General features: G+C 69.9%; 11 protein-coding genes. 6 read left to right on the forward strand and 5 right to left on the reverse strand.

What is annotated here, in order from left to right:
• Positions 1–238 precede the first annotated feature (238 nt).
• Complete coding sequence (locus V6B97_RS02565) at positions 239–1,657, reverse strand: outer membrane homotrimeric porin (RefSeq protein WP_333504918.1); 1,419 nt, start codon at positions 1,655–1,657, stop codon at positions 239–241.
• A gap of 298 nt (positions 1,658–1,955) precedes the next feature.
• Between V6B97_RS02565 and uvrC the strand changes: the two genes are divergently transcribed.
• From uvrC to V6B97_RS02595, 6 genes are all read left to right on the forward strand, one after another.
• A complete protein-coding gene (uvrC, locus tag V6B97_RS02570; RefSeq protein ID WP_333504919.1) occupies positions 1,956–4,043 on the forward strand; it encodes an excinuclease ABC subunit UvrC in 2,088 nt (695 codons plus the stop codon).
• Positions 4,044–4,226: 183 nt separating this feature from the next.
• Positions 4,227–5,612, forward strand: a complete 1,386-nt coding sequence (locus V6B97_RS02575; RefSeq protein ID WP_333504920.1) for a sensor histidine kinase — start codon at positions 4,227–4,229, stop codon at positions 5,610–5,612.
• A 20-nt stretch (positions 5,613–5,632) separates the two neighbouring features.
• Positions 5,633–7,270 (forward strand): sigma-54 dependent transcriptional regulator, encoded by a 1,638-nt coding sequence (locus tag V6B97_RS02580; RefSeq protein ID WP_333504921.1) that lies wholly within the window; start codon positions 5,633–5,635, stop codon positions 7,268–7,270.
• A 176-nt stretch (positions 7,271–7,446) separates the two neighbouring features.
• Positions 7,447–7,743, forward strand: coding sequence for a phage regulatory CII family protein (locus tag V6B97_RS02585; RefSeq protein WP_333504922.1), 297 nt, complete (start codon positions 7,447–7,449; stop codon positions 7,741–7,743).
• A gap of 180 nt (positions 7,744–7,923) precedes the next feature.
• A complete protein-coding gene (locus V6B97_RS02590; RefSeq protein WP_333504923.1) occupies positions 7,924–8,361 on the forward strand; it encodes a response regulator in 438 nt (145 codons plus the stop codon).
• A 355-nt stretch (positions 8,362–8,716) separates the two neighbouring features.
• Positions 8,717–10,030, forward strand: coding sequence for an EAL and HDOD domain-containing protein (locus V6B97_RS02595; protein WP_333504924.1), 1,314 nt, complete (start codon positions 8,717–8,719; stop codon positions 10,028–10,030).
• A 36-nt stretch (positions 10,031–10,066) separates the two neighbouring features.
• Here the strand turns inward: V6B97_RS02595 and mnmA are convergent, their stop codons facing one another.
• From mnmA to V6B97_RS02615, 4 genes are all read right to left on the reverse strand, one after another.
• Complete coding sequence (mnmA, locus tag V6B97_RS02600; RefSeq protein WP_333504925.1) at positions 10,067–11,110, reverse strand: tRNA 2-thiouridine(34) synthase MnmA; 1,044 nt, start codon at positions 11,108–11,110, stop codon at positions 10,067–10,069.
• Between the two features lie 45 nt (positions 11,111–11,155).
• A complete protein-coding gene (gatA, locus tag V6B97_RS02605; protein WP_333504926.1) occupies positions 11,156–12,682 on the reverse strand; it encodes an Asp-tRNA(Asn)/Glu-tRNA(Gln) amidotransferase subunit GatA in 1,527 nt (508 codons plus the stop codon).
• 375 nt (positions 12,683–13,057) lie between these two features.
• Complete coding sequence (gene gatC, locus V6B97_RS02610) at positions 13,058–13,345, reverse strand: Asp-tRNA(Asn)/Glu-tRNA(Gln) amidotransferase subunit GatC (protein WP_333504927.1); 288 nt, start codon at positions 13,343–13,345, stop codon at positions 13,058–13,060.
• A 24-nt stretch (positions 13,346–13,369) separates the two neighbouring features.
• The gene (locus V6B97_RS02615; RefSeq protein ID WP_333504928.1) at positions 13,370–15,388 is read right to left on the reverse strand and encodes a penicillin-binding protein activator; all 2,019 of its coding nucleotides are present in this window, start codon (positions 15,386–15,388) and stop codon (positions 13,370–13,372) included.
• Between the last annotated feature and the right edge of the window lie 179 nt (positions 15,389–15,567).

Genomic DNA, 15,567 nt, shown 5'->3' on the forward strand with positions numbered 1-15,567 from the left:
TCCGGCGAATTTTTTGTACGACAAAAATGAAAAACTGCAAAAGCGGGCCGCTTTTGCTATGGCGCACAGCGCCGAAACCACAAGGGCGCCAACCACGCTGACGTCACCGTTTCGATGCCGCCATCAGTGCGCAGCGACAGGAAACCCAAAAAAACCACCGGCATAGCCGGTGGTTTTCTGGACGAAAAAAGAGGAGGCCATGCGGCCTCCCCTCGGGGTGCGTCAGGAACACTGCGCCTTAGAAGCTGTACTTCAGGTTGAAGCCGAGCTTCCAGGCGTCGTCGAAGTCCTGATCATGCCAAGTGTCTTCATCAAGGTCGGCCTTGATGTAGCCCATTTCGACGATCAGGTCGAGGTTTTCGTAGATCTTGTAGAAGTGGTCGAAGTTCACTTCCCAGAGGCTGTCCTTCTCGGTCAGGTACAGGCCGTTCCAAGCGGCGCCATTGCTGTCCACAGGACGCACGGAAGCATGGTCGGCCATATCCTTGTCGTTGGTACCTTCCATGTACACCACGCGAAGGGTGTGCTTCAGGTTCTCCACGAAGGAGATGTTGGCCAACTGCACGCCAACGCCCCACATGCCGGTACCGCTGACGGAAGCCAGTGAGTCGGTAGCGATGGGCGCGCCGACCTTGTCGAAGCCGAACGAGGTGGGACCGAAGTCGGGCACGACGTAGGGCATGCGCTCGGAACCGTTGTTTTCGTCGTCGTCGTCACCGGAGGCGTACCAAGCGAAGATACCGGGGGTCATCATGTCCATCTTGTAGTCGATGGCGCCGATCACCAGCCAGCCGGCGCGGTCCATGTCGATGTTGCCGATTTCGTCGCCGTCCACGGAGCCGTACATGGCGTCCAGCTTGAACGACAGGGGCGAGAACATGGTCAGTTCGAACGCGGCGCCGCCCCACCACGCGGTGGAGTCGTCACCAAAGGTCTGGGTGGTGCCGGAGTAGTTGGCAGGACGCAGGCCGTAAGCGGCCTGGTTCCAGGAAGCGCCATTGCCGTCACCCCGGGCCACGTCCTTGCCGAGCACGCCGTACATACCCCAGGGGGTGATCTTGGCGCCGTCAAGGGTCACGGGCAGCACGAGGCCGAACAGATCGAGTTCATCGAACGCGTTGTTGTTGTGGCCCCCGGCCGGTTCACCGGAGTAGCTGTCGTACGGACGCGCCCAGAAGGCGGTCAGGCCGACCATGTCGCTGAACTTGTAGGTCAGGGTAAGGGCGGCCACGTCGTCGTCGAGGACCGGGGAACCGGCCACGGCGCCGGGCAGGGCCAGGCCCTGGATGCCCATGCGGACCAGCAGGTCGGTGTTGGGCACGGTCCAGTCGATGTACGAACGCTTCACTTCCACGGACTTGCCGTCGGCGCCCAGGGCGCCATCGTTGCGGCCCCACACGGTGTCGCCCATTTCGAAGAACACCACGCCGCGCAGGTTTTCGCTGGCGATGATGTCGATCTGGGTGCGCAGACGCTGCTTGGCGCCGAAGGTGTCTTCGTTGGGCCCGTCGTTGTCTTCACCCTGGAAATCGGGGTTGTCCAGCCACTCGAAGCTGAAATCCCACTGGCCTTTCACCTTGATGTCGGCGGCCGAGGCGCCGGCGACGGAGCCGAGCACCAGCATGGCGGCGAGCATCAGAGTAACGATGCGCTTCATTGTTTTCCCTTCCTTCCTTTGCGGTTCAAGTGCGATGTTCCTGACGCGGGAACACTAGGATTCGGTCCGGAACATACTCCTCCCGCAAAACCTTGGCAAGAGCCGGTGTAAAAATTTTTTTACGGTAGAAGTTTTTCGACCCGGCCCGTCCGGAACCGTCACGCTTGACGCACGAAGTCCGATGGGGGAGACCGGAACGCGACCGCCCGCGCCGCATTCCCCTTTCGCCCAGGAGCGGTCACCCGAAAGTCACGCTTTTGACACATGGCCCGCACCCGGCGGGCCGCCCCTCTTCCGCATGCAAAAGCCCGTCATATCGAGCATTCCCGATACGCCCGGCGTCTATCTGTTCAAGGACGCCGCCGGGCGCATCCTGTACGTGGGCAAGGCCAAGCACCTGCGCCGCCGCGTCGCGTCCTATTTCCGCGAGGCCGCCGAAGGCGCGCCGCCGCCCCAGACCCCCAAAACCCTCGCCATGCTGCGCCAGGCCGAGCGCCTCGACACCCTCAGCACCACCACCGAGAAGGAGGCGCTGCTGCTGGAGGCCAGCCTGATCAAGAAGCACCGGCCGCGCTACAACATCGTGCTGCGCGACGACAAGCAGTACGTGCTCTTTCGCCTGCAGAAGAAACACCCCTACCCGCGCCTGGACATCGTGCGCGCCGTGCGCCGCGACGGCGCCCAGTACTACGGCCCGTTCGCCTCGGCCGGGGCCGCCCGCGCCACGTGGAAGGCCATCCACCGCGCCTTTCCCCTGCGCCGCTGCACCGACCGAGCCCTGGAAAACCGGGTGCGCCCCTGCCTGTACCATTTCATAGGGCAGTGCCTTGCCCCGTGCGTGATCGACGTGCCCAAGGACGACTACGCCGCGTTGGTGCACCGGGTGGAAATGCTGCTCTCCGGCCGCTCGGGCGAACTGGTGGGCCAGTTGCGCAGCGAGATGGAAAGCGCCTCGGAAGCCCTGGAATTCGAGCGGGCCGCCGTGCTGCGCGACCAGATCCGCGCCGTGGAGCGCACCGTGGAACGGCAGGCCGCCGTGCTGCCGGGCGGAGGCGACCTGGACGTGGTGGGCATCGTGGACACCGGCGGCGGGCTGGGTCTCGGCGTGCTGTTCGTACGCCAGGGCGCGGTGCTGGACGGTCGGGCCTTCCTGTGGCCGGGGCTGGGCTTCGAGGAGGCCCCGGAATTGCTGCTGAGCTTCCTGGGCCAGTTCTACGGCCCGCATTCGGCCATTCCCGCGCGCATCGTGGTGCCGTGGCTGCCGGTGACCGAAGATATGGAGGCTGCCGGAGACTCCCCGGAGGCGGATACGCCGGAAACCGGAATGGCGCAGGGCACGCCCGCATCCTCCGCCGCCCCCCTCCCGCTCCAGGCGGCCACGGACATGAGCCTGCGCGCCATCGAGGAAACCCTGGCCGACCTGCGGGGCGGCCCGGTGCGCATCGCGGCCCCCCGCTCGCCCGAGGAGAACCGGCTGGTGGACATGGCCGCCGCCAATGCCCGCGAACATGCCCGCCGCGAGACGGAAGCCCCCCTGCCGGACCTGCTGGCCCGCGCCCTGCACCTGTCCGCACCGGTGCGCCGGGTGGAGGCCGTGGACATCTCGCATACCGGGGGCCGGTCCACCCGCGCGGGCATGGTGGTCTTCGAGGATGGCCGCCCGGTGCGCGACGCATGGCGCGCCTACGCCCTCGATCGGGCCGCCGATGACACGGCGGACGGCCCGGCGGGAGAAACGCCCGATGGCGACAGCGCATTCACCTCGCCACAGGACACCCCGCACAACGACGCCCAGTCTCCCGCCTCCCCTGTCCCGGCCTCGTTCACGGCGGGCGACGACTACGCCGCCCTGGCCGAATGGGCCCGGCGGCGGATCGCCTCCGGCCCGCCGTGGCCGGACCTGGTCCTGATCGACGGCGGCAGGGGCCAGCTTTCCGCCGTGCACCGGGCCATCCGCGAGGCAGGCGGCGAAGGGCTGTTCGCGCTGGCCTCCATCGCCAAGGCCCGCACCGAAGACGGCCGGGCAGACCGCCGCGCGGGCAACGTGGCCGACCGCATCTTCCTGCCCGGACGGGCCAACCCGCTGCCCCTGCGCGACGGCGCGCCGGAACTGCTGTTTCTCCAGCACGTGCGCGACGCGGTGCACGACTTCGCCATCGGACGGCACCGCCGCGCCAGGGCCGGGGCGGCGCTGACCGGCGAACTGCAACGGGTGGAGGGCGTGGGCCCCAAGACCGCGCGCCTGTTGTGGGACCGCTTCGGCACGCTGGCCGCCATGCGCGAGGCCAGCGAAAAGGAACTGGCCGAGGTGCCGGGCATCGGCCCGCGCCGGGCGCGCCAGATTCACCAGCGGCTGAAGGAAATGGACACCACCCGCCGCCGCTGACCCGCCCTCGCTGACCCGCCGCCGTTACCTCGTCGATCCCGCCGCGCACCGGGCCGTTTTCCCCGCGCGCCCCGCAGGTTCCGCATCCCGGCCCATTGCCTTGCGACGCGACTTTGCGCAGTATGGGGCCACACTGGAGATTCCGGCGGATTCCCCGCCGCACCCTTTGGACGCGGAACGCACATGACACGCCTGCTGCACGACCATGCCGGAACCGGCCTTTGCGCGGTGGCCCCCACGGGCCGCGTGCTCGGCGTGAGCGGGCTGTTCCTGCGGGCGCTGGGGCTTGTCGCCCCCCCGCCGGACGCCATGCTGCACGACCTGTTACCCCTGTCCGAGGGCTGCCCCCCCTGCGCGGGGTGGCACTGGCTGCTGGACCTTCCGCCCGCCCCCGGCCAGGCCAGCCAAGCACCCCGTCCGGCCGCCGTGCGCGGCGGCGTGCTGGTGCGGACCCTGCACCCCGCCGAAATCCGCGCCATCCCCCAGTGTCCGGACCTGCGCGATCACGCCGCCGATACCCCCGCCCGGCCAGCCTCCCCCGGCCGTACCGAGGTGCTGCTGCAACTGCATGCCCCGGACCTGTGGGACCTGTGGGATCTGGCAGACTTGGCGGATCATCCCGGCCCGACCGGCCATGCCGGCATTTCCCCGCCCGGCTCCTCCCCCGCCGTACCCGACGCCCACCTGCGCCAGGCGCTGGACGCCCTGTCCGTGGGGCTGGCGCACGACTTCGGCAACGTGGTGGCCTCCATCCTGGGCTTCGCGGAAATCGCCGTCTCGCGGCTGCACGCCGCCCCCGCCGCGCCGCCCTCCACCGACCCCATGGTGGTGCGCAGCCTGGACAACATCGTGCTGGGCTGCCAGCGCGCCCGGGAGGTCATCGCCTTCGCCCAGTCCGTCGCCGGGCGGGTGGACCTGAACACGGAACCGGCCGACCTGCACGCCCTGGTCACCGCCTGGTGCGCCGAGCTTGCGGGCGAGTTGCCCCCCGATGCCCGGTGGACGGTGTCCTGCGGCCAGCCCGCGCCCGAACGGCCGCAGCCCGAACGGTTGCCGCCGGTGCGCGTGGATGCGGCCCGCCTGCGCGAGGCCTTTGCCGAGATATGGCGCAACGCCGCCTGGGCAGTGCAGGACATGGGCCAGGACATGGGCCAAGGCATGAGCCAAGACATGAGTCAGGTCCAGACGCGGGACACGGGATCGCCGGACAGCGCCGGGCATGCCATTCCAGCCACCCCTCAGTCCCCCCAGGCCCCGCCGTCCCCTCAGAACGACAATCCCTCCGGACGCATCCTGGTGGAAACCACCCTGATCACCGCCTCGCCGCGCCATCCCGGCCGCTGGGTACGCGTGCGCGTGCGCGACACCGGACGGGGCATGGACGCGGACACCCTGTGCCGCATGCGCGACCCCTATTTTTCCACCAAGGCCCGGCACGAGGGCAAGGGGCGCGGCCTGGCCCGCGCGGCGGGCATCGTGCGGGCCCACAGCGGGCGGCTGGACATCGCGGCGGGGCCCGGTCTGGGCTGCATGGTGGACATCCTGCTGCCCGTGGCCCACGGCGACTGATCCCTACGGAGCCTGACCACATGGCCAACGTGCTCATCCTCGACGACGACGAACTGTTCTGCGAAATGCTGCGTTCGGCCATGGAGATGGAGGGTCACGCCTCGTCCGCCGCCCACTCGCTGGCGGAAGGCGCCCGCCTGCTGGAACGCGACGTGTTCGACGCCGTGTTCCTGGACGTGCGCCTGCCCGACGGCAACGGCCTGGACATGCTGCCCCGGCTGCGTCACATGGCCAGTCCGCCCGAGATCATCATCGTCACCGCCGCGGGCGACCCGGACGGCGCGGAACTGGCCATCACCGACGGGGCGTGGGACTACGTGGAAAAGCCCGCCTCGCTGGAGCAGATGCGCTTCACCCTGGACCGCGCCCTGCGCCACCGCGACCGGCAGGCCCGCATGCACCGCCGCCCGCTGGACACGGGCGGCATCGTGGGAGCCAGCCCGCGTCTGGCCGCATGCCTGGAACGGCTGGCCGAGGCGGCCATGGGCGACGCCGCCGTGCTCATCACCGGCGAGACGGGCACCGGCAAGGAACTGTTCGCGCGGGCGCTGCACCGCAACAGCCGCCGCGCCTCGGGGCCGTTCATCACCCTGGACTGCGCGGCCCTTTCGCGCTCGCTGCTGCACAGCGAGTTGTTCGGCTACCGGCGCGGGGCGTTCACCGGCGCCATGGAATCACGCGCCGGGCTCATCCGCCAGGCCGACGGGGGCACCCTGTTCCTGGACGAAGTGGGCGAACTGCCCCTGGCCCAGCAAAAGGCCTTCCTGCGCGTGCTGCAGGAGCGGCGCTTCCGGCCCATCGGCAGCAGGGAGGAGGTGGAGAGCGACTTCCGCCTGGTGGCCGCCACCAACCGCAACCTGCCGGACATGGCCGAGCGCGGGGCCTTCCGCAAGGACCTGCTGTTCCGCCTGCAGGCCGTGGAAGTGCAACTGCCCCCCCTGCGGGAACGCAAGGAGGACATCCGCGAACTGGTCGCCGCCCACGCCGCGCGCATCTGCCGCCGCGACGACATCGGGGCCAAGGGCTTCGACCCGGAAGTGTTCGAGGCGCTGGCCGCGTACGACTGGCCCGGCAACGTGCGCGAACTGGTCAACGTGGTGGAGGGCGCGCTGTTGCAGGCCCGCGAGGAGCCGGTGGTGCAACCGGAACATCTGCCCGTGCCCCTGCGCGCCCGCCGCGCCCGCCACAGGCTGGCGCCCGGCGCGACGGGCGGAGTGGCCAGCTCGGGCGGATCGGCCGGACCGGCCGGAGCGGGCGGATCAGTGGATGGACCGGGCGGATTCGGCAACCTGGCCGGACTGGGCGCGCCGGGGAACGCCAGGAGCCCCGCGGGCTGCCTGCCGGGCATCGCCTGCCCGGCCCCCGCCGCGGGTGTACCCGGCCAGACCGCCCCCGGCGGAATCGCCCCGGCGCCCCAGCCGCCGTGCGGCGCAGCCCAAACGTCCGGCACCGCGCCCCCGGCCTGGAAGGACTACCGCAACGCCGCCCTCGGCAGCGTGGAAAAGGGCTACCTGCACCACCTGCTGCTGGCCAGCGGGGGCAACATCACCAGGGCCGCCCGCATGGCCGGCCTGTCGCGGCAACGGCTGTACGCGCTGCTGCGCAAGCACGGCGTGATGCGGCAGTGGGCGGGGGACGGTTCGTCCACGCCAGAATGACAATGTAAACTTTTGCAAGACAAAATATCGTAAAAAATTACGGTTTGATGTCTGCGCACCCGCCTCCATATCACATAACACGCTACTTTAATTGATCAATATCAAAAATAACGCCATGGTATGACTTTTGATAGGACATGCGCGTGTCGCCCTTGATCCCAACCAGGAGACCGCTCATGCTTTCCGAACTGACCAAGATCGTCCACAGCATCGTGCTGGACAGCCCCACCCCGGCCAAGGCGCTGGCCAAGGAAATCGGCAAGCCCTACTCCACCCTGCTCCGCGAGATCAACCCGTACGACACCGGGGCCAAGCTGGGTGTCGAGACGCTTCTTGAAATCATGAAGCACACCGGCAACATCAGGCCGCTGGAATACATGGCGCGGCAGTTGGGCTACCGTCTGGAGCCCGATGCGGGCGGCGCCGAGATCCATCGCCCCCTGCTGCCCCTGCGCATGTCGGCCGAGCGCTAGCCCGGCCCCCACGGGGTCCATTGCCCGACCGGGCACCGGCCGGGCAGTGGTGTTTGCGGACACCTGTCCGTATGGCGACGGGCCGGGCGCACTGCCCGGTTCACAGGCAAGACACCCGCGTTGCCGCACCGGCGGCGCGGACATCCCGCGGGCCTTCCCGCATGCCCACCGGAGGTCGAGGTGCGGATACTGGTCGTGGACGACGATGCCGTGACGCTGTGCTTTCTCGAGGCCCTGCTGTGCAGTTGGGGGCACGAGGTGGCCACGGCGGACAACGGCCGTTCGTGCATGACCTGCCAGCGCACCGCCCCGGCCGACGTGGTGATCACCGACATCATCATGCCCGAGCAGGACGGACTGGCCACCATCGCGCAACTGCGGCGCGAGTTCCCGGGGGTGAAGGTCATCGCCATGTCCGGCGGCACGCCGGTCATGGACATGGAATCGGCCATCCGCACCGCCCACCTCATGGGCGCCGACGCCGTGCTGCCCAAGCCGCTGGACACCGACGTGCTGCGCGGGGCGCTGACCGCCGTGTCCACGCCGCGCGTGCTGGCCGCCACCGCCAGCCACCCGGACGCCCACCCCGCCGCCATGCCCCTGCCCAAGCTCTGCTGACCCTGCCTCCCGGTTGCCGACCCGCACCCGCACCCTTCCTCGCCCCTTTCCCGCCCCTTTCCCTCCGGACGCCCACGGGCCAACGACGCCGGATGCCCGTCATCCCGCGCGCACCCGCTTGCCCCCATGCCCACCCGCATGAAAAACACATCGCCCCCACCCTTGCCGGCAGCAACACCACCAGCCTCCGCCCTCCTCCTGCTCCACTCCCTGCCCGGCGTCTTCACCCGCATCTCCATCAATAGCATGTGCTCACACCCATTCATGGGGCATGCCCGACTGTCGCAAGGCACGAATTCCACGTAGTTCATGTAGGATTGACCCCAACCGGACAATTCCAGGAGCGGAAGGCCACATGGACGAAATCCCGAACAACGATACCCGCCCTCCCGACACGGCAACAACCGGCCCGCCCGCCAGGGATGCCGCGCATGCGCGCCCCGGAAGCACGCCCGTCATGGTCGCGCACCAGCCCATCTTCGACACCGCCGGTCACATTTTCGGATTCGAGCTGTTGTACAGAAACGCATGCTGGCCGCCCGGCAACTGCCCGCCATTTTCCGACGCCGTCGCCACGTCCTCGGTGATCATCGACGGTCTGCCGCTGATCATGGACAGCCTGGGCGACGCCCGGATGCTGTTCGTCAACTTCGACGAATCCCTGCTGCTCAGCGGTCTGGCCAACATGCTCGACCCGGCCCGCACCTGCATAGAGGTGCTGGAAAACACGCCGGCCCTGCCCGGCGTGATGGCCCAGCTGGCCGCGCTCAAGCGGCGCGGGTTCACCATCGCCCTCGACGACTACGCAGGGCCGGGACCGGCGGACGCACTGCTGCCCCTGGCGGACTACGTGAAAGTGGAGGTGTTGCGCAGGCCGCGCGCGGACGTGGCGCGGGACGTGGAGCGGGTGCTTGCCGGCGGGGCCAGGGTCGTGGCCGAGAAGATCGAGGACCGGGCCACGCTGGAATACTGCCGCAAGCTGGGGTGCCATCTGTTCCAGGGGTATTTCCTGGCGCGCCCGCAACTGGCCTCCGGGAGTACGGTCAGCACCACCCAGGCCCTGCGGCTGAAGACCATCAAGATATTCGCTTCCGGCAGCACCACCACCCCGCGCCTCATCGAGGCCATCCGGACCGATGTATCGCTGTCCTACCGGCTGCTGCGCTACCTGAATTCCGCGCACTTCTCCTTCACCGCACGGGTATCGTCCGTGGAGTTCGCGGCCAGGCTCATGGGCGAGGCCGGGCTGCGCCGGTGGCTGTGCGCCGCGCTGCTTTCCGGCATCGCCAAGGGGCCGTTCGTGCCGGAACTGATCCGCATGTCGGTGTTCAGGGGCATCTTTGCCGAGGCCCTGCGCAACAGCACCACCGGCGGGCCGCCGCCGGACAGGTTGTACCTGGCCGGTCTGTTCTCGCTGCTGGACGCAATCCTGGGCATGCCCATGGAGGCGGTTCTGGCGGACATACGGCTCAGCAGCGACATCGACGAGGCGCTCATCGAACGGCGTGGCGCGCTGGCGCACTGGCTGCACGTGGTGGAGTCGTACGAGCGGGGAGACTTCGGCGAGGCCGCGCGGGGCTTTGCCGAACTGGGACTGGACATGTCGCTGCTGACGCACCGCTACCTCCAGGCCCTGAACGTGTCGCAGTGCATCTGCACGGCGCAGTAGGGGCGAAGGCCGCCACGGCCGCAAGGGGTCCGTGACCTACACCGGCCCCAGGATGACGCCCCCGGCCAGCACATGGCCTTCGGCATCGTACACCGCCGCCACCTGCCCGCGCGCGGGCGGGGTTTGCGGCTCGCGGAAGCGCACGGCCATGCCGGTGTCGCCCACGGTCACCCGCGCGGGCTGCGGGGCCTGGCGGTAGCGGGTGCGCACGCTGATCTCGGCGGGCCAGTCGGCGGGCTCCACCAGCAGGTTCACGTCCTCGGCCAGGCAGCCGCGCGCGGCCAGGTGTTCGCGCCCGCCCACCAGCAGCACGTTGTTCTCCATGTCCTTGGCCACCACGTACAACGGCTCGTCCCAGGCGATGCCCAGGCCCCGCCGCTGGCCCTCGGTGTACTGCCACAGCCCCCGGTGGCTGCCGATCTTGCGGCCGCGCACGGTCACGATGGGGCCGGGGCCGGGCAGGCGCGCCTGCCGGTGGCGCAGGAAGGCGCGGTAGTCGTCGCCGGGCACGAAGCAGATTTCCTGGCTTTCCGACGGCAGCGGCGGAACGATGTTCCGCTTCGCCAGTTCGGCCTTCACCTGTTCCTTGCGCCAGTTGCCCAGCGGGAACACGGCCTGCTCCAGCCGGGCGCGGGCCACCAGCGACAGGAAGTAGCTCTGGTCCTTGGCCGGGTCGGTCCCGCGTTGCAGGGTCATGCCCCACTCGGGGTGGCGCAACTGGCGCACGTAATGGCCGGTGGCCAGGCGGGCCGCGCCAAGGTCGCGCGCGGCGTCCAGCAGCAGGCCGAACTTCATGGTGGCGTTGCACCGGGCACAGGGGTTGGGCGTGCGGCCCACCACGTATTCCTCGATGAACGGGGCCACCACGGCCTCCTCGAAGGCGTCGGCCAGATCCACGGCGTGAAAGTCCACCCCAAGGCGGGCGCACAGGGCGCCGATGGCCTCGGCCGGGTCCGGCTTGCCGGGCTGCGGGGGCAGGAAGCGCGCGTGCAGGCCGAACACGTCCTGCCCCTGTTCCAGCAGGAGCAGGAGCGCGAACAGGCTGTCGGTGCCTCCGCTGAGTGCGACGGCGATCTTCATGCTGCGCGGGCTGCCGTGGTACGGGGTGCGGTCATCCGGACGCGCTTACGCGCCGCCCCCGCCAGATGAGCCAGTCGCGCCGGGGGACGCGACAGGGGACGCGGGGGCCACGCCCGGCACGCCCAGCGCGCCGGACAGCACGTTGGCGGCGGCCAGCAGGTCGCCCTCGCCAAAGGAGCGGCCCAGCATCTGCAATCCCACGGGCATGCCGGAACGGCCGCCCATGCCCACGGGGATGCACAGGCCCGGCAGGCCCGCCAGGTTCAGCGACAGGGTGAACACGTCCATCATGTACATCTTCAGCGGGTCGCTGGTCAGTTCCCCAAGGCCCCATGCCGTCACCGGGGAGGCCGGGCCGCACAGCACGTCGCACCGGGCAAGGGCCTTCCCGTAGTCCTCGCGGATCAGGCGGCGCACCTGCGCGGCCTTGCGGTAGTAGGCGTCGTAATAGCCGGACGACAGCACGTAGGTGCCCAGCATGATGCGCCGCTGCACCTCGTCGCCGAATCCCTCCGCGCGCGAGCGCACGTACAGGTCGGCCAGGTCGCGCGGGGACTCCGCCCGGCGGCCGTAGCGCACCCCGTCGAAGCGGGCCAGGTTGGAGCTCGCCTCGGCCGGGGCGATGATGTAGTACGCCGCGATGCTGTAGGGGGTGTGCGGCAGTTCCACGTCCACGATGCTGGCGCCGAGTTCCTTCGCCGTGTCCAGCGCGGCCTGGCAGGCGGCGGACACCTCGGGGTCGATGCCCTCGCCCCGGAACTCGCGCGGCACGCCGATGCGCACCCCGGACAGATCCTTGCGGGCGGCCAGCGCCCCCAGGTAGTCGTCCACGGGCAGGGCCGCGCTGGTGGCGTCGCGCGGGTCGTGCCCGGCGATGACCGACAGCAGCAGGGCCGCGTCCTCCACGGTGCGGGTCAGCGGGCCGATCTGGTCCAGCGACGAACCGTAGGCCACCAGCCCGAAACGCGACACGCGCCCGTAGGTCGGCTTCAGCCCCACGCAGCCGCACAGCGAGGCGGGCTGGCGGATGGAGCCGCCGGTATCGGTGCCCAGCGAACCGAAGCACTGCCCGGCCGCCACGCTGGCGGCGGAACCGCCGCTGGAGCCGCCCGGCACGCGGGCCGCGTTCCACGGGTTGCGGGTGGGGGCGAAGGCGGAATTTTCGGTGGACGAGCCCATGGCGAACTCGTCCATGTTGGTCTTGCCCAGGATCACCGCCCCGGCCTCGCGCAGCCGGGCCACGGCAAAGGCGTCGTAGTGCGGGGTGAAGTCGCCCAGGATGCGCGAGCCGCAGGTGGTCCGGGTGCCCGCCGTGGTCAGGGCGTCCTTGACCGTCAGCGGCACGCCCCACAACGGCTTTGCCGGGTCCGGCCCGGCCGCGTCCAGCGCGCGGGCCTCGGCCAGCGCGGCCTCGCCCCGGTTGGTGAGCAGCGCGGCGATGGCGGGCTCGGTGGCCGTTATGCGGTCAAGACACGCCGCGGTGACCTGCTCCGCCGTCAGTTCGCGCCGGGCCAGCCGGTCGCGCACTTCGGCCAGCGACAGGGAAACGATCGAGGTGGACGTATCGGACATCTCACTATCCTTGGCTGTGCATGCCGCCGCCTGCGCGGGGCCTTGTCTGTGAACTCTCCGGAAAATACCCGCACGAGAGGTGGGCAAGGAATCGGGGCTCCGCCCCGAACCCCGCCGGGGGAACATATTCCCCCGGTCCCCCTGCATTGCCTGCCACCGGGCCGGACACGCATCGGCAACCGCGCCGCGTATCTCCGCGCGTCAGGCGGCCACTCCTTCTTCCTGTCTTTCCCTTCGCGCCTCCGCGCGTCAGGTGCGGGAAGTCCGTGTCGTGGCAAGGAAGGCGATCTTTCCGGGGCGCAGGAATACTCTTCCCGTATTTCAAGCCCCGGAAAGGAAGCCTGACGCCGCCACGGCGCGGAATCCCCGCACCGACTAAACAATCCTGGGCACGATGAAGAATTCGGAATCCGCCTCCGGCGCATTCCGCAGCACGTCCTCGCGCGTGCAGCGCGGGGCGGCCTCGTCGGGCCGCAGGGCCGTGGCATGCTCCACGGGGCTGTACAACGGCTCGACGCCGGTGGTGTCGAGGCCGTTGAGCATCTCCATGTAACCCAGGATGTCGCCGAACTGCCGGGCGAAGGTTTCAAGCCGGGCCTCGTCCGGGGCCAGCCGGGCCAGCCGCGCGATGGCGGCCACCTGATCGGTGCTGATGGTGGTCATGATCGGTCCTGTATGGCGTACGGATTATTGCGGGGTGGCGGTGGCGGCGGCCTTGGCCCGCGCCTCGTGGCGTTCGCGGGTGCGTTCCAGCTTCTGGCGGAACTCCGTGGGCTCCACGGGCCTGAAGCCGTCGGACGCGGGTGTGAACAGGAACAGGTCCTGCGAGGCGCGGCCGTCGGCGGACCAGTGCAGGGCGCCCATGGCCCACTGCATGCGCTGGGCGTCGGCCAGGCGGCGGTTCACCTCCTCCGGGGTCCAGCCTGTTTCCGGCAGGCCCAGGGTGGTGGCGAAGCGCACGAAGTCGTAGCCCAGCCCCACCCAGAAGTCGGGGGCGTCGGGGTTGCCCGCCTCGCGCAGGGTGCGCGCCAGGGCGTCGCCCGCGGGCGAGGACTGCGCGCCGTTCCACGCGCCGGGAAACACGGCCAGGCCGAAGTTGCGCACGTCCACGCCCTTCTGCCCGGCCAGCCCCTGCTCCCACAGGGTGGTGCCCAGCAGCACCTGCCGGTCCTCGCCGTGGAAGAACAGGTTGGGCACCAGCATCTCGGTGTTCTTCCAGCCGTCGGGCAGGAAGGTGGCCTCGAAGGTGGCGGCGGGCACGGGATAGCTGTTGACGGTGCGCACCTTCACGAAGCTGCCCGCGATGCGGTTCCATTCCTGGTGCCTGCTCGCCGGGTAGGACATGGTGGAGGCCACGCTGCCGCCGCGCGCGCGGGCCTGCCCGGCGAAGAGCGAAGCCATCCTGCCGCCGAAGGCGTCGTCGGGGTGCAGCACGCCGTAGCTGGCCACGCCAAGGTTGTCCCGGGTGAAGTTCAGCAGCGCGTTGACCTGGTCGTCGGGGCTGGTGAAGAAGCGCCACGCCACGCGGCCCTCGTCGCTGCCGTCAAGCTGCGGCAGGAAGGTGAAGAAGGCGCGCTGGCCGGTCAGGCCGCGTTCACGGGCGGCATTGAAGCTGTTGGTGCGCAGCGGCCCGCCCACCACCATGCACTGGGGCGGCAGGGCGGCCAGCTTGTCCAGCCAGTCGGGCGATTCGGTGTTCAGCACCACCACCTCGACCTCCACGCCGGTGCGCGAAAGTTCCCACTGGGCGGCGCCCGCCCCGCGCGAGATCTTCCAGCCGATATTGCCGAAAGCGCCGGTCATGGGCAGGGCCAGGGCCACGGTGCGCGAGGCGCGCATGCCGCCCTGCTCCAGCGGCGTCAGCACCCCGCCGAGCAGGTTGGGATCGTTGAAGTTGCCGCTGCGCTGCAACCGGGTGAGGGTTTCCAGCGCGCGCAGCGAACCGGCGTTGGCGGCGGCCATGCGCCGGGCCGACTCCAGTTCGATGATGTTGTACGGGTAGCGGCCCTCGTTTTCCGGGGTCACGCTGGCGGCCAGATTGTCCACCGTGGCCTGGTCGGCGCGCTTCAGCTCGTCGAGCAGGCGGTTTTCCAGCGCGGCGCGGAAGGACTGGCTGCCCGCGCCGCCCCCGCCCTGCGCGCCCGCCTGGGACCACAGGCTGGACAGGGTCTGGAGCGAACCGGGAATGTCGCCCCCTTCCCACTGCCGGGTGGCCACGATGAGCCCGGCCTGCGCGCGCAGGCCCCACGGACGCGCCTGGTCGCCGAACACGGCGCTGGCGCGCTGGCGGCTTTCGTTTCTGGAAATGCGGGTCATGGCGCGGTACCAGGTGTCCTGCCATTCCTGCCCGGCGTCGGCGGCCGGGTCCAGCCTGCGCCACGCCTCCAGGCCGTCCAGGGCCAGGTTGGGGTGGGCGTTGGCCTCGGCCGCGATGCTGTAGCCGCGCCACGCGCCCAGGCGTTCCTCTGGCGTGATGTCCGTGCGCGCGGTCATCATGCCGAAGATGCGCTCGGCCGTGGCCGCGTCGCCGCGCGCGAGGGCCTCGTTGCCCTCGTCCAGCACGGAGCGCCGCACCGGCTGCTGGGCCTGTGGGGTGACCGGTTCCTGCGGAATGATGATGGACCGCTTGCCGCCGCACCCGGCGGCGGAAAGCACCAGAAGCGCGAGCAGGGCAAGGACCGTGGCGCGCGAAAGAACGTGCTGCATCGTGGGTACCGTGGTGTGCACCATGGGGGTGGACCGTTGCTTGCCGGGTGGCCCGCACGGACCTGCCGTACGGGAGTGCCGCGCGGAAAACGCGCCGAAGGCCCATGCGCGAAGGCCCTGCGCGAAGGGCCGGGGCCAGGGACCGGGGCGAAGGCGAAACCCGGCGCCGCGAAACGAGC

Origin of the sequence: Nitratidesulfovibrio sp. 1201_IL3209 (genome assembly GCF_036763125.1) — a bacterium.
In the GTDB taxonomy this organism is placed as follows: Bacteria; Desulfobacterota; Desulfovibrionia; order Desulfovibrionales; family Desulfovibrionaceae; genus Cupidesulfovibrio.